The sequence below is a fragment of the Finegoldia magna genome (assembly GCF_003182075.1).
In the GTDB taxonomy this organism is placed as follows: domain Bacteria; phylum Bacillota; class Clostridia; order Tissierellales; family Peptoniphilaceae; genus Finegoldia; species Finegoldia magna.
In genome coordinates this window covers 213986-235739 of sequence record NZ_QGTH01000001.1, presented here as the reverse complement: position 1 = coordinate 235739, position 21754 = coordinate 213986, and the positions used below count along the sequence as shown (strand labels likewise).

At 31.7% G+C, this 21754-nt stretch carries 24 protein-coding genes; 3 read left to right on the top strand and 21 right to left on the bottom strand.

What is annotated here, in order from left to right:
* Positions 1-6: 6 nt before the first annotated feature.
* The 8 genes from DES33_RS01025 to DES33_RS00990 all read right to left on the bottom strand — a co-directional run bounded on the left by DES33_RS01025 (position 7) and on the right by DES33_RS00990 (position 4158).
* Positions 7-177, bottom strand: coding sequence for a DUF362 domain-containing protein (locus tag DES33_RS01025; RefSeq protein WP_002835022.1), 171 nt, complete (start codon positions 175-177; stop codon positions 7-9).
* An 88-nt stretch (positions 178-265) separates the two neighbouring features.
* On the bottom strand, positions 266-1108 hold the full coding sequence (locus tag DES33_RS01020) for a PSP1 domain-containing protein (protein WP_094207379.1): 843 nt from the start codon (positions 1106-1108) through the stop codon (positions 266-268).
* Positions 1101-1919, bottom strand: a complete 819-nt coding sequence (locus tag DES33_RS01015; RefSeq protein WP_110057852.1) for a DNA polymerase III subunit delta' — start codon at positions 1917-1919, stop codon at positions 1101-1103. Before DES33_RS01015 ends, DES33_RS01020 begins: the two co-directional genes overlap by 8 nt.
* Positions 1919-2191: a cyclic-di-AMP receptor gene (locus tag DES33_RS01010; protein WP_002835026.1), complete on the bottom strand. Its 273-nt coding sequence runs from the start codon at positions 2189-2191 to the stop codon at positions 1919-1921. The genes DES33_RS01015 and DES33_RS01010 overlap by 1 nt, the downstream gene beginning before the upstream one ends.
* Before the next feature lie 8 nt (positions 2192-2199).
* Positions 2200-2526 carry a cyclic-di-AMP receptor gene (locus DES33_RS01005; protein WP_002837271.1) on the bottom strand — a complete coding sequence of 109 codons (327 nt, stop codon included), beginning with the start codon at positions 2524-2526 and terminating at the stop codon, positions 2200-2202.
* Complete coding sequence (gene tmk / locus DES33_RS01000; protein WP_110057851.1) at positions 2523-3134, bottom strand: dTMP kinase; 612 nt, start codon at positions 3132-3134, stop codon at positions 2523-2525. Before tmk ends, DES33_RS01005 begins: the two co-directional genes overlap by 4 nt.
* 50 nt (positions 3135-3184) lie before the next feature.
* Entirely contained in the window at positions 3185-3823 is a 639-nt protein-coding gene (locus tag DES33_RS00995; protein WP_110057850.1) for a 50S ribosomal protein L25, read from the bottom strand.
* A 95-nt stretch (positions 3824-3918) separates the two neighbouring features.
* Entirely contained in the window at positions 3919-4158 is a 240-nt protein-coding gene (locus DES33_RS00990; protein WP_110057849.1) for a pro-sigmaK processing inhibitor BofA family protein, read from the bottom strand.
* A gap of 85 nt (positions 4159-4243) precedes the next feature.
* Between DES33_RS00990 and tpx the strand changes: the two genes are divergently transcribed.
* Positions 4244-4750 (top strand): thiol peroxidase, encoded by a 507-nt coding sequence (gene tpx / locus DES33_RS00985; protein WP_094206001.1) that lies wholly within the window; start codon positions 4244-4246, stop codon positions 4748-4750.
* Positions 4751-4914: 164 nt separating this feature from the next.
* On the opposite strand, the gene DES33_RS00980 is transcribed toward tpx, so the two are convergent.
* The 10 genes from DES33_RS00980 to rpsF all read right to left on the bottom strand — a co-directional run bounded on the left by DES33_RS00980 (position 4915) and on the right by rpsF (position 13947).
* A complete protein-coding gene (locus DES33_RS00980) occupies positions 4915-6990 on the bottom strand; it encodes a heavy metal translocating P-type ATPase (protein WP_110057848.1) in 2076 nt (691 codons plus the stop codon).
* On the bottom strand, positions 6990-7316 hold the full coding sequence (locus DES33_RS00975) for a DUF6110 family protein (protein WP_102163629.1): 327 nt from the start codon (positions 7314-7316) through the stop codon (positions 6990-6992). Before DES33_RS00975 ends, DES33_RS00980 begins: the two co-directional genes overlap by 1 nt.
* Before the next feature lie 224 nt (positions 7317-7540).
* Entirely contained in the window at positions 7541-8065 is a 525-nt protein-coding gene (locus DES33_RS00970) for a hypothetical protein (protein WP_110057847.1), read from the bottom strand.
* 79 nt (positions 8066-8144) lie between these two features.
* Positions 8145-8453 carry a thioredoxin gene (gene trxA / locus DES33_RS00965; protein ID WP_002835037.1) on the bottom strand — a complete coding sequence of 103 codons (309 nt, stop codon included), beginning with the start codon at positions 8451-8453 and terminating at the stop codon, positions 8145-8147.
* A 9-nt stretch (positions 8454-8462) separates the two neighbouring features.
* Positions 8463-9833, bottom strand: coding sequence for a D-alanyl-D-alanine carboxypeptidase family protein (locus DES33_RS00960; protein WP_110057846.1), 1371 nt, complete (start codon positions 9831-9833; stop codon positions 8463-8465).
* 12 nt (positions 9834-9845) lie between these two features.
* Positions 9846-11681: a polysaccharide biosynthesis protein gene (locus DES33_RS00955; protein WP_110057845.1), complete on the bottom strand. Its 1836-nt coding sequence runs from the start codon at positions 11679-11681 to the stop codon at positions 9846-9848.
* Positions 11682-11766: 85 nt separating this feature from the next.
* Positions 11767-12828 carry a branched-chain amino acid aminotransferase gene (locus tag DES33_RS00950; RefSeq protein ID WP_094224929.1) on the bottom strand — a complete coding sequence of 354 codons (1062 nt, stop codon included), beginning with the start codon at positions 12826-12828 and terminating at the stop codon, positions 11767-11769.
* Positions 12829-12881: 53 nt separating this feature from the next.
* Entirely contained in the window at positions 12882-13106 is a 225-nt protein-coding gene (gene rpsR / locus DES33_RS00945) for a 30S ribosomal protein S18 (RefSeq protein WP_002835041.1), read from the bottom strand.
* Between the two features lie 20 nt (positions 13107-13126).
* The gene (locus DES33_RS00940) at positions 13127-13639 is read right to left on the bottom strand and encodes a single-stranded DNA-binding protein (protein WP_002835042.1); all 513 of its coding nucleotides are present in this window, start codon (positions 13637-13639) and stop codon (positions 13127-13129) included.
* A gap of 20 nt (positions 13640-13659) precedes the next feature.
* Complete coding sequence (gene rpsF, locus DES33_RS00935) at positions 13660-13947, bottom strand: 30S ribosomal protein S6 (RefSeq protein WP_094224930.1); 288 nt, start codon at positions 13945-13947, stop codon at positions 13660-13662.
* Positions 13948-14125: 178 nt separating this feature from the next.
* On the opposite strand from rpsF, the gene DES33_RS00930 reads away from it, so the two are divergent.
* Complete coding sequence (locus DES33_RS00930) at positions 14126-14815, top strand: hydrolase (RefSeq protein ID WP_094224931.1); 690 nt, start codon at positions 14126-14128, stop codon at positions 14813-14815.
* Positions 14808-15341, top strand: coding sequence for a biotin transporter BioY (locus DES33_RS00925; protein ID WP_094224932.1), 534 nt, complete (start codon positions 14808-14810; stop codon positions 15339-15341). Before DES33_RS00930 ends, DES33_RS00925 begins: the two co-directional genes overlap by 8 nt.
* 47 nt (positions 15342-15388) lie before the next feature.
* On the opposite strand, the gene fni is transcribed toward DES33_RS00925, so the two are convergent.
* The 3 genes from fni to DES33_RS00910 all read right to left on the bottom strand — a co-directional run bounded on the left by fni (position 15389) and on the right by DES33_RS00910 (position 21715).
* A complete protein-coding gene (gene fni / locus DES33_RS00920; RefSeq protein WP_094224933.1) occupies positions 15389-16399 on the bottom strand; it encodes a type 2 isopentenyl-diphosphate Delta-isomerase in 1011 nt (336 codons plus the stop codon).
* Positions 16400-16426: 27 nt separating this feature from the next.
* Positions 16427-17386: an LCP family protein gene (locus DES33_RS00915; protein WP_094224934.1), complete on the bottom strand. Its 960-nt coding sequence runs from the start codon at positions 17384-17386 to the stop codon at positions 16427-16429.
* A gap of 123 nt (positions 17387-17509) precedes the next feature.
* On the bottom strand, positions 17510-21715 hold the full coding sequence (locus DES33_RS00910) for an acyl-CoA dehydratase activase-related protein (RefSeq protein ID WP_110057844.1): 4206 nt from the start codon (positions 21713-21715) through the stop codon (positions 17510-17512).
* Positions 21716-21754: the final 39 nt, after the last annotated feature.

The following is a 21754-nucleotide window of genomic DNA, read 5'->3' as shown; positions in this document are numbered from 1 at the left end:
CTAAAATTAGCAGTCTTGATGTGGAGCATCTACTGGACATACGTCAGCACAAGAACCACAATCGATACATGCGTCTTGATCAATTGTATAAATGTCCCCTTCAGAAATACAATCTACTGGACATTCAGGTTTACATTGTCCGCAAGCGATACAATCGTCAGAAATTTTATAAGCCATATTGCTTTACCCCCTTGTAATTTTAGAGCGTATTATGTATTTATGCTCTACAATCATTATTACACACTATTGGAATAAATGCAAGTGTTTAATGACATTTATGATTACATCCACCGCATTTATTAAAATCAATTAATTCGTCGACATTCACTTGAACTAATTCTTCAGTTTGATCCTCTGTCATCACTTTTACTTTCACAGATTCCAAAAGAGTATTAGTTTCAGTCACAACTCCTTCTCCCATCTCAGTAGTAACTTTTTGACCAACATGTGGCATTTTCTTTAATTTGCACTCATAACCTTCTTGCTCATAATTCAAGCAACACATAAGTCTTCCACAAAGCCCACTGATTTTTGAAGGATTGAGAGATAATGATTGGTCTTTTGCCATTTTGATACTAACTGGATTGAAATTTCTCATATATCTGTTGCAGCAGCATCTTTGACCACAAGGACCAATTCCTCCTGCAATCTTCGCTTGATCCCTCACTCCAATTTGTCTCAATTCTATTCTGATTCTGAAAATTCTCGCTAATTCTTTTACTAATTCCCTGAAATCAACTCTTTCATCTGAAGTAAAATAAAAAATAACCTTATTGTTATCAAATGTATATTCACAGTCCACTAATTTCATATCCAAACCGAATTCTTTTACTTTTTCTTTGCAGACTTCGATAGATTCCTTAGCTTTCTTTTTATTTTCCATATAAATATAATCATCTGCACTATCAGCCAATCTTATGATTGGTTTAAGATCAGACGATAATTCTTTTTCATTAATTTCAAAATTTTCTTTTACAACAACTCCATACTCAATACCACGAGCAGTCTCTACAATTACGTGATCTCCTAGTTTATATTGAAGATTATTGGAGTCGAAGTAATACACTTTACCAGCTTGTCTAAAACTAACACCAGTTACATCAAGCATAGTTTTCCTCCATTATATACAATAAAAGCTCTTCCATAGAAAGCTCAAAATTCGCATTAACTTTAAAATATCCTCTTACAGACTCAATCTTGTCCAAAGTATCCACGATAATTCTCTCATTAGCCTTTGGATATTTCTTGTACAATTTCACAAAATCTTTATTCAAAGAAGACTCGTCCTTAGTCTTCACAAATTTCAAAAACGACGAATAAAACTCCATCAAAAAATCAAACAATACATCTGTGTCTTTTTGAAAATCTGACAAATATTCCTTAGAATCTAACATTGTAAGAAGATTTTGCCCCATAGATTTATCCAAAATGTCCAAAGCTGTGGTATAATCAAATTCTTCATTTTCTCTTTCACTTAGATAATTAATTACTTGACATCTTGAAATAATAGTTTTTAGAAGTTTATTCTTATTGTCTGTAAGTAGTATAAAATACACAAAAGGCTTTGGCTCTTCCAAATTTTTTAAAAGAGCGTTAGAAGCCTCTGTCCTCATCAAATCAGCCTGTTTTATCAACACGACCTTGTTATTAGATTCAAAAGGCTTTGTGGATACAAATTTTGAAATATCTCTGATTTTGTCTATGGTTATAGAATTTTTCTCAGGTTCTATAACCAACAGATCGGATAACTTATCTCTGTCAAACTTCAACTTCAAATTTGAATTACTAACAAGTAAATTGTATATCAAAGCCTCAGCATCATAATTTATTTCGCTTAAATTCTCACCATATAGTAAATATTGGTTAGAAATTTTATTATTCTTGACTTGATTTATCAAAGTTTTGTTTTTCGGTAACATTAAAACTTTTTAAAATCCTCTAAATCCATAACGAAAATATTAGCCTTTGATTCATTATCAGACTCAATATCATTTTCGTCACATACTTTTTTAATCAAATCTAAAATAGATTGTTCTTTTTCCACATCAGTACCTATCAACATTGTAGTATTTCCTTTTTTCAAAAAACCACCTGTTGATGATAATTTAGTAGAAGAAATTTTATTCTCCAACAATTCTTTTGAAAGAATATGACTCAAGTCATCTTCCATAATTACAACTATAAGTTTCATAAAATCACCTAAAATCTCAAATACTTATCTACTTCTAGTAAAAATACAGTAGCTCCACCTACCATAACCTCTACAGGATATGATATGTAGTTAGTTCCTGGCATACTAACAGAAAGCATTGAAGTTGTAGTTTCTCTTGATTTGCAATCATTTTCAATGATTTCCAAACATTTATCTACATTTTCATCTTCAGTACCTATTAACAAAGTGCTGTTTCCTGTCTTCAAAAATCCGCCAGTTGAAGCCAACTTTGTAATTCTAAAACCAGCTTCAGTAAGATCTGCATTTAAATTATATACATCTTGATCTTGAACAATTGCAACAACTAGTTTCATAAAACATTTCTCCTTTTTAAAACTTTTATACATTGACTAAATACGTCTTCTACAGATTGAGTTGCATCAATAATTTCTATATTCTTTTCAGAATTTAGAATCTCTTTATATCCATTATATACTCTTTCATGGAAATTATTACCCTCTTTTTCAAGTCTATCTGCCGTATCCAAAGAAGATTTTCTCTTCAAAGTAGTAATAGGATCAACATCGAAAAACAAAACGAAATCAGGAAACACTCCATTTATAGCAAATTCGTTTATCTTCCTAACATTTTCAATTCCTAAATCTCTTCCTACACCTTGGTATGCGAGAGAAGATATAAGAAATCTATCACACAAAACAATTTTATTTTCGTTTAATGCAGGTAGAATTGTTTCTTCAACATGTTGTGCCCTAGAAGCCGCATATAACAAAGCTTCCGTTCTATAACCCATTTCGGTGTTTTCAGTATCAAGTATCAAATTTCTGATCTTTTCAGCAATGGGACTTCCACCAGGTTCTCTAGTTTTAATTACATCGTAATTATTTTCTATTAAATAATCGTAAACTTTTTTAATTATGGTTGATTTCCCACTGCCATCTGGACCTTCGAAAGTAATAAACATATTTTATCCTATAAAAAAAGCGAGTTAACTCGCTTTGTTTTTTCTATTTATTATTCTGCGTCTTCTTCTTCAGTTTCGCCAACTGTTGGAACATCTGCAGATACTTCAGCATCATTATCTTCGATTACTTCTTCTTTTGGTTCAGATAATGAACATACTGCTTCTGTTTCATCTTCAAGAACTTTTATATCAGCATTTTTGAATACATCCAAGTCTTTTACTTCGAAAGTATCACCAATTTGCATATCTACAACTGATACAACAGCTTCGTTTGGTAAGTTCTTTGGTAAACATTCGATTTCGATTTCTTCCAAGAATTGCATCAATACAGATGGTTGAACTCTGATTTCATCTCTTCCTTCTAATACAACTGGAATAGTAAAGTTTGCAACTTCTCCCATTTTGATTGCTTTGAAATCAACGTGAACATATTGATTTTTAAATGGATGCTTTTGAACTTCTCTTATGATTACAGTGTGATCTTCACCATCAACTTTAACATCGATTAAGCTTGAAGTTCCTGCCATTAAGTGAACTTTTCTTAATTCTTTTTCATCAACACATACATTAATTGGTTCTAAGTCTTTTCCGTAAATAACTCCTGGAACCATTTCTTTTACTCTTAATTTTCTAACTGCATTAGAGCCAACTTTGTCTCTTTTTTGCATATCTAATTTATAGTTAGTCATTTATTTTCCTCCTAAGTAATCTAAAATCTCTATTAATTATACCAAATAAGTGATTTCTTCGCAACAAATTTAATATTTTAGTTGATAATTTCTTGTTAGATAACAAAATAATATAAAAATAAAACAATCAATCCCGGAACTCCAAAAATACCGACAATCAACATATCAATCAAATTATATGGAATATGCATATTAAAAAAACTTAAGAAAATATTTAAAATAAAAATTCCTACAAAACCAGAAAGGGCATGCATCCCCAATTTAAAAGAAATTTTAAAGAATAACGCCAAAATCGCAACGCTAATTAATACAATAATAATTGTAGCTGTGCTCATTAAAATCAACTCCTCTTGTTTATTTAAATAATTTTTTGGGTATATACCATTTGAATGAAAATGAAATTATAAGGAGGTCTATAACATGGACAAAAGACAAGAAACAACATTTGGAAACAACCCTGTGACATTATTAGGAACTAAAGTAAACGTAGGAGATAAAGCGCAAGATTTCACTTGCTTAAACGCAGAATTAAAACCAGTAAAATTATCTGATTACGATGGAAAGAAAAAATTAATTTCTGTAGTACCATCAATTGATACTGGCGTTTGCGAATTCCAAACAAAAGAATTCAACAAAAAAGCTAGTGAATTTGACAACACAATTATATTTACAATTAGCTGTGATTTGCCATTTGCACAATCAAGATTCTGTGCAGCTGAAGGAATCGACAACCTATTAGTCCTAAGCGATCACAAAGATTTAGATTTTGGTTTGAAGTATGGTTTCGTTATGGAAGAATTCCGTCTTCTTAACAGAGGTATTGTAATTTTAGATGAAAACAACGAAGTTAAATACGTTGAATACGTAAAAGAAAATACAAATCACCCTGATTACGATAAAGCTATAGAAGCCTTAAAATCACTTTAATAAATTATATCATACAAAAAATTGATAATACTTTCGAAAAGTATACAAAATATTAAAGATTAATAAACAAAAATCTCGTAACCGATTTTGTACTGCCCCCTTATTTCCGTGTCCGGATTTAAAGAGGCATTACATTTGTCGATTACGAGATTTTTTTATTTAAATTATATTTTGTATTTATTCATATTTCTACCGGCAATCATAACCGTTGATAAATTGTGAAGGAGTGCCGATGAAGTATTGGTCAATATTCCCAAAACTCCTAATATTATCAAAGTTGAATTGAATCCTACGATTTGTCTATAATCAGAATCAATTCTTTTTTTCATAGCTTTTGATAATTTTACAACATCAACAAGCCCTTCTAAGCTGTCTGATCCAATCGAAATATCCGAGATTTCCTTCGCAATATCTGCTCCTTGATGCATTGAAATTCCCACATCTGCGCTAGATAATGCAACAGAATCGTTAATACCATCGCCAATCATTACAACCTTATTTCCCTTTTCTTTTTCTTGCAAGATATAGTTTTGCTTATCTTCAGGTAAAACTTGTGATTGATAATAATCCAAATCCAATAGTGAAGCAACACTGTGAGCAGAATTTTCTGCATCGCCAGTTAACATCGTGATGTTTGTAAACGACAAATCTCTCAATGATTTTACAACATCACAAGCCTCATCTCTTAGAGGATCTTCAATACAAATTACAGCGATTAATCTACCGGCAAATGCCAAGTACAATAGCGAATAATCTTCTTTTAATTTATCTATAATTTGTTTTGTTTCATCATTAATTTTTATTCCCTCATCATCAAGAATAAAATGTTCAGATCCAATCAAGGCATCCTTGTCAACAATCTTAGTTCTGATTCCGTGAGCAACAATGTACTCTGGTTTAGAGTGCATTTCTTCGTGCTTCAAATTTTTATGCTTTGCGTGTTCAACCACAGCTTTAGCAATCGAATGTGGGAAATGTTCTTCCAGACAAGCCGCTATTCTTAAGCACTCATTTTCCGAAATTTTATCGAGAGCTATTACTTTTGCTACTCTTGGCTCAGATTTTGTCAACGTACCAGTTTTGTCAAACACGATTGTATTTGCTTCAGACAAGTTTTCCAAATATTTTCCGCCCTTTACAAGGATTTTTTCTTCAGATGCTTGACTAATCGCCTTCATTACGGCAATTGGAATAGTTAATTTTAATGCACATGAGAAATCCACCATTAAGAAGGACTTAGCTTTTTGAAGATTTCTTGTGAATAAATAAGTCAATGCTGTGCCTATAAATGAATACTTCACAAGACTATCAGCCGTGTTCTCAGCTTTCTTTTGAGCGAGTGACTTGTTCTTTTCACTTTCTGAAATCAAACTGATAATATGAGATAATCTTGAATCATCGTGTTTTTTCGCCGTTTCGATTAGAATAGAACCTTCTTCAATTGCAGTTCCAGCAAATACAACACTACCCGACGTTTTCTTGACAGGATTTGATTCTCCAGTGAATGAAGATTCGTTAACCATGGCAACACCTTTGATGACTTTTCCATCAACAGGAATACTATTACCCATTTCAACTTCGACAATATCTCCAATCTCAACATCTTTAATATTTTTAATGATTTTTCCGTCATTTTCAATGACAAATACATTATCTATATTCAATGCCAAAGAATGTGCCAAATTTTCTTGAGATTTTTTCATTGTATAATCTTCTATTTCTTCACCTAATCCCAACAAGAACATAATATTAGCAGCATCTGCAAACTGTCTTGTTGCAAGAGATACAGAAATAGCTGTTGCATCCAACAATTCAACATTTAGTTTTCTATTGAGTAAAGATTTAATACCATTTTTTATAAACGGATAAGCTCTAAAGAACAATGCAACTGTTCCTATTGGAGCAGGAAGCATATATTTGAAAAAGATTCTTCGATACATCGCATTTCTCAGAATATTAAACAAATCATTTTCTGATTGTGCTTGAAAATCTACATTATCTATTGATGTATTCTCAATTGTATCCATATCTAAATCAAGAATAAACTTCGCCAATTTCGAAACACAGTTTTCATCATAACTAACAGTAATAGAATTAGTAAGAAGTGAAATCTTACATGATCTCACTCCACTAACTTCTTCTATACAATATTTAAGTTTATTAAGATTTTCTTTTTTTAAATTATCTTCATAAACAAAACGGCATCTGCCCTTTATTCTGTGGGCTATTGACGCTCTCATTATTTATTTTCTTCCTCTTTTTTATCTTCAACTTTTTCTTCAGTTTTTTCTTCTTGTTCTTCAGCTACTTTTTCGATGTCCATTTCATCGTTTTTCTTAGCTTCTTCTTTTTCTTCTCTTTCTTTTACATCTTTTGCTTCTGCAATAACATCTTCTGCAGAAACTCTTATATTTTCAACAGTTTTATCGATAGATTCTTTAACTTTTAATCCTCCAACAACTGTACTAACAGCAGCTTTTTTAGCTAGCTTTGAATTCAAAACTTTTCCACCAATAGCTCCAGCTATTATTCCTGCACCTATGCTAATTATTTTTTTGTTTATCATAATATACCTCCATAATTTTATACCTTAAAATATTTGTAAGTTTTTACATAAAATTTACAATTTCTTTATATTCTATCTCACCTTTATTATACAATGTTTTTCGTAAAAATATAAGCCCCTTTTATTTTTTTAACTTTTTATTAAAAAAGAACTAATCTCATAATTTTTTCGCGCAAAAAAGTCTAACCCCATTTTAGATTAGACTTATTATAAGTTATTTGATTTTACTTAACCTCTTCAATTTTTCCTGTTTCTATGTTTATGTGGTATTCCTTTAAAAGAGTACCTCCAAATAATTTATCTGCATCATGCTCTTCTTTGTCAACGTAATCATGTATTGCAACATCTAACATATTCCCAATAACTGATATTCTAGTAGTGGTTTTATTGTAAAAATTTACTATAGCATGTATTTCATCGTCCTTTTTAAAGTTATCTTTATAATACTTTAAGGCATAATTTTGAATTTCAATATCTTCTGATATAGTAGCAATTCTCCATCTTCCAGTTTTATCATTTCGTACTTTTGTAACCGTAAAAGTTACATCTTTTTCTTGTTTAGAACTAGTTTTTTCATTATCTTTATCTGAATCCGAAGCCTTTATAGAGTGTTTTTCGTTATTTTTGCTACTATTCTCATTTCCTTGACTTCCTATAATTCCCATCAGGGCTATAATTACTATGATCCAAAACCACCATTTTTTATAAATAGGTTTTTTTACTCCATTCTTTGATGATTTTCTTTTCATGTTAAACCTCCATTATAAACAATAATTAATAAGTCTAACCCCTTTTTGAGATTAGACTTATCGCAAGCTATTAGATTTGTTATTTTAGCATATCCAAAATATATTCTTTTTCAACCATACCTACAGTAGATTTTATGATTTCTCCATCTTCAAATACCAAAATTGTAGGAATACTCATTACTTTGTATTTTCTAGAAATTTCTTGTGCTCCATCTACATTTAGTTTACAGATTTTGATGTTTTCGTCTTTGTTTTCTTCATCAATTTCTTCAATTATTGGGGCAAGTCCTTGGCATGGTCCACACCAATCTGCATAGAAATCTACCAAAATTTTGCCTTTTGCTTGAATTACTTCTTCATCAAAGTTTTCATTGTTTAAATAAATCATATTTCACCTCTAATTATTGTTATCATTGTTGTCGTTGTTGTCGTTATTTCTGTCATTTTGATTATTATTTTGTCCATTATCTTCAGAATTTTGATTGTTTCTCTTCCTATCGGAGTTCTCTGAGTTTTCGTTATCAGAATTATCTCTGTTATTATTTGAGTCTTCACTATCCGATTTTCTCTCAGAGTTTTCTTCAGAATTTGATGGTTCTTTTTCTTCGTTGTTTTGTTTGTCGCTATCTTCTTTCTTGTTGTCTGTATTTGTTACATTTTCATCAGCAACTTTAAGGTATTCTTCCAATGTCAAATTTTGATCATGTAGAATTTTAGCCAAATCAATTCCAACATATCTGAAATGCCATGGAGCAAAGCTTAACCCTGTGATGTCTTTCTTTCCTTCAGGATATCTCAATACGAAACCGTATTTATAAGCATTGTCCATCAACCACTTGTATTCTTTTGATTTTGAGAAATCTAATTTATATTTTAGAGTGTAATCTTCACCTATCAAATCATAAGCAAGCCCTGCTTGATGTTCAGAGCTACCAGCTTTTACAAATTTTACATCTTCTACATCTTCTAACTTAGATTGTTGTTCGAATGATCTATAATCGCTAACACTTCTTAGTATTACACCGTCTTTGTTTGCATCATTAACCATTAAAGTAAATGATTTTCGAGCGTCTTCATCAATACCTGGATCGTAATCTGATGGCAATGTGTAGTCACTGTTTACAATCAAAACTCCTTTTATTACTTTGAATTGATTTTTGTTTTCTATATCTGACAAATCAGATTTTAAAATATATCCTTTTTTGCCATTATACACTACGTATGAGAAATCTCCTTGATCTGAGTAATACTTTACATATGCATTGTTAGGGATTTGTTCAAGGACAGTGGATACTTTTTCGCTCTTTTCATACAAATTAGTCATTTTATTTGTCTTTGAGAACTTAACTAATGATTGAACAATCGGTTGTGGTTTTACTGGTGTTTGGTTAGTTATTGTTGTTTGTTGTTTTGGTTTTGCGTTATTTTTATTTGCAACTTTCTTAACCGCAAAAACTATTAAAAGTATCAAAACTATTGCCACGATTGCGGAAATAATTCTTCTTCTTCTCAACTTTTTCTGTCTAGCTATTCTTTTTTGTCTGGCTATTCTTTTTCTTTCCATTTCAACCATTTCTGGGGTCAAAACTATTGTTTTGCCCATGTCTTGTTCATGATTGTAACTATTTCTTTGTCGTCTCATTTCTCTACGATTTTTCTCGGCGTTTTTCTTTCTGCGTCTCATTTCGCTTTCTGAAACTCTGCCGCTTGAAAAACCATATTTTTTATTAATATCACTGTAACTTGATTTTCTTTTCTTGTCAGCCATATTCCACCTCTTTTATTGATGTTCTACATCCGGAGTATAATTGGGTACGATCTTTTGCAATTGTTCTACAATTACTAACTTAGAGTTTTGTTCTGTAGTTTTCTTCAAATCTACTAAGTCGTCAGATAATTTTTCTATATCGTGAACCACCGGTTCTTCTACAAATATCATATCATATTTTGTCTTACTTATATTATTAGCTTCAATCAAAGTTTCTTCGTAAAGTTTCTCTCCAGGTCTAAGTCCTGTAAATTCTATCTTGATATCTTTGTCCAATTCCAAACCTGACAACTTTATCAATTTTTTAGCCAAATCTACTATTTTTACAGGATCTCCCATATCTAACACAAATATTTCTCCACCTTCTGCCATTGCTCCAGCTTGCATAACAAGTTGACAAGCTTCAGGAATTGTCATGAAATATCTAATGATATCCTTGTGGGTAACAGTAACTGGTCCACCTTCTTGAATTTGCTTTTTGAATAGTGGAATTACTGAACCATTTGATCCAAGCACGTTTCCAAATCTAACTGCCACATACTCTGTTTTAGAAATTTGATTTTTAGATTGTACTAATAGCTCACAAATTCTCTTTGTGCAACCCATTACAGATGTCGGATTAACCGCCTTATCTGTAGAAATTAATACGAATTTCTTGACGTTATGAATATCGCAACAATCTATTATATTTTTCGTTCCAAATACATTGTTCAAAACAGCTGCTTGTGGTGAATGTTCCATCAAAGGAACGTGTTTGTGAGCTGCAGCGTGGAACACAACATCTGGTTTGTGAATTCCAAAAATCGCATTCATTCTATCGAAGTTTCTTATAGATTCTATAATAACATCAATTGGTGCATCAGGATCATTTCTCAAAATTTCATTTTGTATATCATAAGTAGTGTTTTCATAGATATCAATCATCACCAATTTTTTTGGTTTATATTTTAATATTTGTCTACAAAGCTCACTACCTATTGATCCACCTGCGCCAGTTACCATTACGACTTTATTATTCAAAAATTCATTAAGAATTTCTTTATCCAATACTACTTGGTCACGTCCAAGCAAGTCTTCGATTTGAACATCTCTTAAATCTTTCAAATCAACCTTGGAATCTATAAATTCATAATAGCCAGGCATTATTTTAACTTTTGCATTAAGTTTTTCGCATTCATTAAGAATTTGTTTCTTTCGTTCTGAATCTATAGTTGGTATCGCTAAAACAATTTCTTCAACGTTGTACTCATGTGCCTTTTTAACAATATCATTTGTGTCACCTACAACCGGAACCGACGAAATACTTTTGTTTATTTTTGTATTATCATCGTCGATTATACACACAGGTTTGGATTTCATTTCAGGGTGATTTAACATTTCACGTACAACCAAAACTCCCGCAGCACCTGCTCCTATTACCATTGAATTAACTTGACCTTCGATAGTTTGTTCGACCGCTGATTTTTTATCAGTTTGAGTTCTTGCAATCATACGAACTATTAAAATCAAAATAACTTCAAAAACAAGCGCAATCAAAAAGCTTGACCTTGGAAGCGTTGATTTTACTAAAATCAAAAACAATGATGAACCAACACTTGCAATAGCAGTGTATACACCAGCTTTTAGGTAGTCTTCAAATGTTGCATACCTCCACATTACCTTGTACATTTTGAAAATAAAAAGTATTAAAATTTGTATTATTGTAACTACAACTGCGTATTTAAGATAGTAACTCATGTATCTTGAAGGTACTTGTCCGTCAAATCTTAAAAGTAAACCTACAATATACGATATATTAATGATTATAGCATCTAAAATTGCCAATACTATATTTCTGTATTTATTCATTTTAACTCCTCTGACAAATATTACTTATCGTATTCATTATACCATAAATACAAGATAAAATTATTTGGAAAATGACTTTTACCGTTTAAATCTCAACTCTCCAATTAAAGTTATCTTCAATCTTTCCAAATTGTAAATTAGTTAATGTTTCATAAACGTGAAGGCTAGTTTTTCCGATTTGACCATCGTTAATAATCATTTCATATTCATCATACAATAGCTTTCCAACTGGACTGATAACAGCTGCAGTTCCGGTTCCAAATATTTCTAGAAGCTCTCCATTTTTGTAATAATCTACGATATCGTCAATGGAAATTCTTTCTTCTGAAACTTCCATACCTTCGTATCTTAGTAATTCGATAACAGATTTTCTAGTTATTCCTTCCAAAATACTTCCGTTAATCATTGGCGTTATAACTTTGTCTTTTAGCACAAAGAATATATTCATCGCACCAACTTCTTCGATGTATTTTCTTTCTACACCATCTAGCCATAAAACTTGTGAATAACCCCTATCGTGAGCAATATCTTGGCTTTTCATACTAGCAGCATAATTTCCACCAGTTTTTGCCATTCCCATTCCGCCTCTTACAGCTCTCACATAATCTTTTTCTACATAAATACTAACAGGGCTCAAACCATTTTTGTAATAAGATCCGCTTGGAGAAGCTATTATGATAAGTTTGTATTCATTACTAACTTTTACTCCTAATTGTGCATCAGTTGCAATGATAAAAGGTCTGATATACAATGAGCAACCTTCTTCTTCAGGTATCCAATCTCTTTCCAAATCGACAAATTTGTACAAATATTTCAAAACTTTTTCTTCATCGATTTGTGGAATACACAATCTATCATTGCTTTTATTTAATCTTTTTAAATTTTCTAATGGTCTAAACAAATATACTTTGCCGTCATTTTTATAAGCTTTCATCCCTTCAAAAACAGTTTGTCCATAATGAAAGACCATAGAAGAAGGATCAAGACAAATATTTTGATATGGAATTATCCTTTCATCGTGCCAACCATTTTCTTTGTCATAATCTATTACTAACATGTGATCTGTAAATATTTTTCCAAATCCCAATTCTTCACTATTAGAGTATTTTTGTTTTGGTGTTGTTGTTTTTTCGATTTTTAAACTCATTTATATCTCCTTATATGTAAAAAAAGCTACCATCAAGGTAGCTTAATTTTTTCTTATTCAGCACTGTATGGTAATAGTGCAACTTGTCTAGCTTTTTTGATAGCATCAGTTATTTGTCTTTGATGTTTTGCGTTTAATCCAGTTACTCTTCTTGGTAAAATCTTACCTCTTTCGCTGATATAGTTTTTAAGCATATTTACATCTTTATAATCAATAACTTTTGTTTTATCCTTTTGGAATGGATCTATCTTTTTTCTAGGTCTAAATCTTCTTTGCATATCTTTAAAACCTCCTACTATTAGAATGGAAGTTCGTCAATATCAGTCGGAACTGCATTGTCTCCCATTCCGAAATCGTCATTACTCTTATGAATATCGTTTGAATTTTGGAAATTATTGTTTTGGAAAGAATTATTGTTGAATGATTGGTTATTGTTGTAACCTTGATAGTTACCTGAATTTGGTTGTGAATTACTTGATTCAACAAAATCAAATTGATCGACAATTACATCAGTTGTATAAATTCTTTGTCCTTGTTGGTTTTCATAAGATCCCGTTTGAATGTGACCTGTAATCGCAATTCTATTTCCTTTGTGGAAATATTGTCCAATAACTTCTGCAGTCCTTCCAAAAGCAACGCAATTGATAAAATCCGCAGTTGGTTGATTGTTGTTTTCAGCTTCCATTCTTTTTTCTTTAGATAATCTTCTATCTACAGCAACACTAAATCTAGCGTTAGCTAATTGAGTATTCGCTGAATATCTCACTTCAGGGTCTCTTGTCAATCTACCCATCAAACTAACATTATTCAAAACATTTCCTCCTCTTACGATTATTGTTCGTCTACTCTAACAACCATGTATCTAATGATTTGGTCGAATAATCTACATCTTCTTTCGATTTCCTTAACAAATTGTGGATATAAATCAAAGTTTACAATATAATAGTATCCTTCTTTAATGTAGTTAATTTCATAAGCTAATTTTCTTTTTCCCCAATCGTGAACTTCTTCAAGTTTACCATTTTCGTCAATTACTTGTTGAATTCTTGAGAATACAGTATTTCTGTCTTCTTCTGATAATTCTGGCTTAAAGATTAGCACTAATTCATATTTATTCATATGACACCTCCTTGTGGTCTATTTGGCCCCTATCCGGAGCAAGGATTTACCTATATATATTACCATAATCTTCTAAGAATTACAACAAATTCCCAAAATATTTTTTAGCTTTTTGATTTGCCAGAATGGCTTTATCTATTATAATATAAATATGAAATTCATTTTATGGAGGCATCTTATGGAAAAGAAATTTATACCAGAAGTAAAATCTAATTTGAGACACAGAATGGTACATATTCCAGAAGCTATGTACAAAGCATCTGGCATAACAGTTTTAGGAAAAAGAATAAAAACTCTTGTCTTCACAACAGACATTGCAATAATTAATAATACAAATGGTCACGCAATAATGGCAGTTTATCCTTTCACGCCAACATTATCAATCACAAATGCTATTATAATGTCTTCAAGTCTTCCAGTTTTTGCCGGAGTAGGTGGTGGAATTACATCTGGAATTAGAAGTGTAAATATGGCATTACAAGCAGAAATGTTAGGAGCTTACGGAGTAATCGTAAATGCCCCAATGAAAAACGAGACTATTGTTCAGATGAAAAAAGTTTTAGACATACCTATCGTCGCTACAATCGTATCTGCATACGATGATATCGAAGGTAAAATAAATTCTGGTGCAGATATTTTAAATGTATCTGGTGGAAAGAAAACTGCATTTTTAGTTGAAGAAATCAGAAAAAAAGTTGGATATGAATTTCCAATAATTGCAACAGGCGGTGACAATGAGCAAAATGTTATCGATACGATCAATGCTGGAGCAAATGCTTTAAGTTATACTCCACCAACATCAGCAGAAATTTTCCACGAAGTAATGGCAAATTACAGACAAGACATGAGAGAAAAGCAAGATGACTAATAAATCAAATACAAAAGAACTTATAAAAATCGCTTTATTTAGCGCTCTAATAATAATTGGATCATATATAATTATCCCTCTATTTCCTGTTCCTATATCACTACAAAGTTTGTTCGCAATATCATCTGGATATTATTTAAGTAAAAAATACGCAAATATGTCAGTTTTATTATATATTATACTTGGTCTTATAGGTCTTCCTGTTTTTGCTGGAGGAAAAGGTGGAATGCAGGCAATATTCTCACCAAGCTTTGGTTATATACTTGGCTTTTTAGCACAAACTTTTTATGTTAAATACAAAAAACGAAACTTATCTAAGATAAATCTTTTTATTATGTTCATGGTGTCATCAATTATAATTTATGCTTTTGGTGTCGCATACATGGGAATATTTTTCAAATTATCCAACAAACAATTTGATTTGTGGAAATTATTGTTTACTGGTATGATAGTTTTCTTACCTGGAGATATGCTAAAAGCATTGGTTTTTAGTTTCGTAACAAAAAGAATAGAAAAATACATTTAAAAAAGTCACACAAATTTGATATTAAAATCAAATTTGTATGACTTTTTTTATTCTGTAATTTCTTTTAATTTTCCAAATATTTTGTAGTCCACATTTTTAAGCTCATTGATGTTTTTTGCTCCGAGCATTACCATAAGCATTTTTAATTTATAAATCAAGCTATCCAAAAATTCCTTAGCAAATTCATAACCACCATGCATTAAATAAGATAACACTTCGCCGCTCATCGCTGTCATATCTGCACCAAGGACTAATGCTTTTACAATATCAATTGATGTTTTTATTCCACCACTTGCAATCAAAAACAAATCGTCAGGTTTATCTTGCATGTCCAATAAAATCTTCGCCGTAGGAATTCCCCAACAGTAAAATTCAGAAAATTCCATATCGAATCTTCTATTATCTTCTATTTCAGAAAAATTTGTTCCACCAAAACCAGCAATATCAATGTATCTAACACCCAAATTGTATAAATCATAGATTGTTTTTTTGTTCATTCCGTAACCTACTTCTTTTACGATTATAGGCACATCTACATTTTCTACTATATTTTTAATGTTATTTTTTATTCCGGAAAATTCTCGGTCTCCTTCTTCCATAATCAACTCTTGAATTGGATTTAAGTGAAGGCCAAACATATCAGAGTCTATCATCTCAATTGCTTTTTGAACTGATTCCAAGCTTTCTCTTGCAGAAAGATTTCCTATTACGATGTTTTCGTTCTTAATCAAATTTTCACGTACAAGTTCAAAACTTTCAATCGCTTCTGGTTCAACAAGACCTATTTTTTGACTACCAACTGCCATTGGAATATTGAATGTTTTACACAATCTAGCCAAATCTTCATTGATGTCACAACAGGAATCTCCGCCCCCAGTCATGGCGTTTATCATAAAAGGATAGTCGATTTTTTTGCCATTAAATTCTATCGACAAATCGACATCATGCAAATCTAATTCTGGTAGTGATGTATGCTCCAAATACACACAATCAAATAAATTGTTGCCCTTGTATTCTGATTTTAAATAGTTTTCAATGTGTTCTTGTTTTCTTTCCACAAAAATACCTCCAAAAAAACAAAACCGCTAATTATTTTGTGATTCTTCCTCATTTTCATTTTTTTCGTTGTTTTCACGATTAGTGGTTTGATCATCCAGTTTGTATTCAGCAAATAACCTGTCTACAATTTCTGGTAATTGTTCTTCATCAGCCATATACCAACTAATTCCGTCATTCTTATATTCTCCTGGTAGTATATAGCTATGTATTTTACTAGATGAAAAGTTAGGAAGTTTTGTAAGATAAGCCGTCATATCTCCCAATGGAATATTCGTCTTTACATCTCTTTTGAATATTTCAACCATCTTTGGCATTTTTGTAATATTTGCAGGACTCAATAATTGATCTATCAATGTTTTTATAAAATAATGTTGATTTTCAATTCTAGCGTCATCAGATCCGCCGAATGGATGACGTGCTCTTACATACTGTAATGCTTCAGGGCCATCTAATTTGGATTTTCCTTTTGGAATATGCATATTTATTGTAGGAAGATTAATTTCCACTGGTGAATCAACTTCAACTCCACCCATAGCATCTACGATGTGTTCTACACTATCAAAATCAACTTCAACGTAATAATCCAAATCTATTCCCAATAAATCTCTCAACGCCTTTAAAGATCCCTTCGCTCCTTCATAAGCGTGTGCTGCATTTACTTTGTGAATATTTCCATTCAATCTAATTTGAGTATCTCTTGGCACAGACAGTATGTCCACATTACCAGAATTAAAGTTAACTTTGCAAACCATTATAGTATCAGATCTTTGATGATCTGTTGTGCTTACTTCTTTGTCAATTCCTAATAGGACAAACAAAAATTCATCCGGTATATTTTGTTCAATTACGTTATTTTTTCCTAATTCATCGCCTTTAATATCAGAGCCAGTTGTTTTTAAGCTTCCCAAAAATTTACCAGCACCGAAATAAACTCCCAAAAATAGTGCTAGCGAAATAAAAAAGACAATAACAGCTCTTTTCTTCATTCTATCCTCCAATTACTTTTTTAATGAACAAAGCACTCGGATTCACCGGTGCTTTGTCTTAACACTTATTTAATTATATCAAAAACAATAAAAATTTACATTAAATTTGATTTTTTGTAAGTTTTAATTATTAATTTTCTCCTTTGCTTGTGAAAGCATAAGTTTAATTCTGTTAATTTGGTTTACTTCACTTGCACCAGGATCGTAGTCAATTGGAATTATGTTTGCTTGTGGATACAATTGTCTAATTCTCTTAATTACTCCTTTTCCTGTGATATGGTTAGGAAGGCAACCAAATGGTTGGATACATACAATGTTGTTGGCGTTGATGTGAATTAATTCTATCATTTCTGCAGTTAACAACCATCCTTCACCATATTGATTTCCTAGCGATACAATTTCTTGTGCGTAATCTTCCAGTTCTTGTATCTTAAGTGGATGAGTAAACTTCGATTTGATTAATTGGTTTCTGATGTATTTTCTGTAATGTTCAATCAAATTTACTCCCATATTGCACATGAATCCTGTGAACTTTGATTTGGATAAGAAGTTTCCCTTATGGTATTCGTTTCTCAAGCAATAAAGTACAAAATCTGTCAAATCAGGCATTACTACTTCGCAGCCTTCTTTTTCCAATAAATCTTGCAAATTATTATTAGCTTGAGGAAGATATTTTACTAGAATTTCTCCCACAATACCAACTTTTGGTTTTTGTATATCCAATAATTCTATTTTTGAAAAATCTTCAATAATTTCATCGACAGTTTGTCTAAATAGTTTTGAACTTGATTTCAAAACTCTCTTTTGACATTCTTCAATCCATTTTTGTTTTAAAGTATCAGTTTCTTTTTCCTTTTCGTAGGCTCTTGTGAAGTTTGATAATCTCATTATCAAGTCCCCATATAATACTGCAACAATCATTTTTTGTAATACTAATGGAGAAAGGTTAAAGCCTTCGTTCGTTTCGATATTTTGCCAAGAAATAGCAATTACAGGAATATTTTCATATCCTGCTTCTTTTAATGCTTTTCTTATGAAACCAACATAGTTACTTGCTCTGCATGCTCCACCAGTTTGACTCATTAACAAAGCTAGTTTGTCAGTGTCATATCTACCAGAATTTATAGCTTCCATCATTTGTCCAACAACAGTTATAGATGGATAACAAGCGTCGTTGTTTACATATTTTAATCCCTCGTCGATTACTTTTGAATTAACATCTTTCAAAAATTCCACTTTATAGCCATTATCTTTGAATAAAGATTCCATTATTTCAAAGTGATCCGGCGCCATTTGTGGTGCTAGGATTGTGTATTCTTCTTTCATTTTCTTAGTGAATTCAACTTTTTCAACGTGATATGATTTTTTCACATTTGGAACGAAGTTTTTCTTTTCAAGCGCTTGTATCAATGATCTTATTCTGATTTTAACGGCACCTAAGTTACTAATTTCATCGATTTTTAATACAGTATAGATTTTTCCTTTAGCAGACAATATTTCATTAACTTGATCTGTAGTTACAGCATCAATTCCACAACCGAATGAATTAAGTTGAACCATTTCCAAATCTTCACTGTTTCCAACAATTTCTGCTGCTCTGTAAAGTCTAGAGTGATATACCCATTGATCCAATACTCTCAAATCGCTATCTACATCGTCATCATAATCAATTATAGAATCTTCTGATAAAACTCCAAGACCTAATGAAGTAATCAGTTCAGGAATTCCATGATTTATTTCTGAATCAACGTGATAAGGTCTACCAGCTAACACAATTGCTTTTTTGCCCATTTCACGAATTTTGGACAAAGCTTTCTTTCCTTCAACCTTTACATCTTTTCTGTATTTTTCAAGTTCATCCCATGCTCTATCAACGCTGTTTGAAATGTCCTTATCAGAAAGTCCTAGCTCTTTTAATTCGTCAATAAGTCTTGTTTTTAATTTATTTTTATCTTGGAATGATATGAATGGGTTGAAATACTTCGTGTTTTTCAATCCATCGACATTATTTTTAATAACTTCCGGATATCCAGTAACTACTGGGCAGTTAATGTGATTATTCGCCTTATCGTATTCTTGTTTTTCAAAAAATACCGAAGGATAGAATATCATATCGACATTTTTTTCTAACAAATCTTCAATGTGACCGTGAACTAATTTCGCAGGATAGCAACATGTCTCACTTGTAATAGAAGAAATTCCTTTTTCGTAAATTTCTCTTGATGATTTAGAAGACAATACAACTCTGTATCCTAAATTCGTGAAGAATGTATGCCAGAAAGGATAATTTTCGTACATATTCAACACTCTAGGAATTCCTACAGTTGCTCTTGCTTTATCTTTTGGAATGCTCTTATATCCAAATAATCTCTTGTTTTTGTAATCGTACATATTTGGAAGCTTGTCCTTTTTATCCAGACTAATTCCAGCTCCTCTTTCACATCTATTTCCAGTAACAAACTTTTTGCCATTTGCAAATTTGTTGATAGTTAATTTGCAATGGTTAGAACAATATTTACATTCTGCTTGTTCTTGAGTATATTCAAATTTTTCAAGTTCATCCTCAGATAAAATCGTAGAATATCCTGTTGATTTTTCTTTTGCAATCAAAGCCATTCCCATAGCTCCCATAAGTCCAGAAATATTTGGTCTTGTAGGAACTTTGCCTGTGATTTTTTCGAAGGCTCTTAGTATCGCATCCCCGTAGAATGTACCACCTTGAACTACGATATGTTCACCTAATTTTGATGGATCTCTAAGTTTGATAACTTTTTGAATTGCGTTTTTGATTACTGAATAACACAAACCTGCTGCAATGTCGCTGACACTGGCGCCTTCTTTTTGTGCTTGTTTCACTTTCGAATTCATAAAAACTGTACATCTTGAACCTAAATCCACAGGATTATTTGATTCAAGTGCTTTTTGTTGAAATTCTTGTATGGATAAATTCAAACTGTGAGCAAAGGTTTCAATAAATGATCCGCAACCAGAAGAACACGCTTCGTTCAATTGAATAGAATCAATTATTCCATCATTTACATGCATAGCTTTCATGTCTTGACCGCCAATATCCAAAACAAAATCAACATCTGGATCAAAGTATCTAGCAGCAGTCAAATGCGCTATTGTCTCTACTTCACCAAAATCGACCGACAAAGCTTGTTTTATAAAATCTTCACCATAACCTGTTATACCACTACTTGCAATTTTTTGGTTATCATTTAGTTTAGAATAAATTACAGATAATTGTTCCTTAACTAAATCAAGAGGATTTCCTTGGTTATTCGCATAAAAATCGTAAACAATGTTGCAATCTTCATCAATTACTACAATTTTACTAGTAGTTGAGCCCGCATCAATCCCCAAATACAAGTTTCCTTGTACTTCGTCAAGATTTTTGAATTTTACGTTAGATTTCTTGTGATTTTCATAAAATTCTTCTTTTTCTTTCTCATTTTTAAATAGTGGCTCAAGTATTAACTCATCGCTAATTTCTTGCTTTTTATCGTAAGATCTGTTCAACAAATCCTCATACTTCACAACTTCTCCATCCATTGATGCAATAGCTGCTCCCAATGCCACAAATACTTGAGCATTTTCAGGACTGTAGAATGTGTTGACACCATCATCTAGTGTCGTGATGAATCTATTTCTTAATTCTGATAAGAAATAAAGTGGTCCACCCAAAAATACGATATTTCCTTCAATAGGTCTACCACAAGCAAGATTTGATATTGTTTGATTGACAACAGACTGAAATACACTTACTGCCATGTCTTCTTTTGTTGCGCCTTGGTTGATCAAAGCTTGAATGTCAGTTTTTGCATATACTCCGCATCTACTTGCAATCGAAAATATTTTCTTGTAATCTTTGGCTAATTCGTTAAGACCAGATGCATCTGTCTTTAACAAAGCTGCCATTTGGTCTATGAATGCTCCAGTTCCACCTGCGCAGATGGAGTTCATTCTTTGTTCTACGTTTCCTTTTAGATAAGTTATCTTACTGTCTTCTCCCCCAAGCTCAATACACACATCGGCATTAGGGATATATTTTTTAATAGCTGTAGTTCCAGCCACAACTTCTTGTATAAATTCGATATTTAGATTATCTTCAACATACATTCCGCCACTTCCAGTGACCATAATTGTACAATCGCTGTTTTTGAACTCTGGATGTGAATCGTATGCTTGTTTAAGAACATTTTTGGTAGTTTCTTCTATGTCAGAACGATGTCTAGTATATTCTTGAAATAAAATTTCGTAGTTTTCATTTATAATGACAAGCTTGACAGTAGTTGAACCTACATCTAATCCCATGTGGATTTTCATTTTTGTTATTCCCTCCATATTCCTATACTAAGTTAGTAT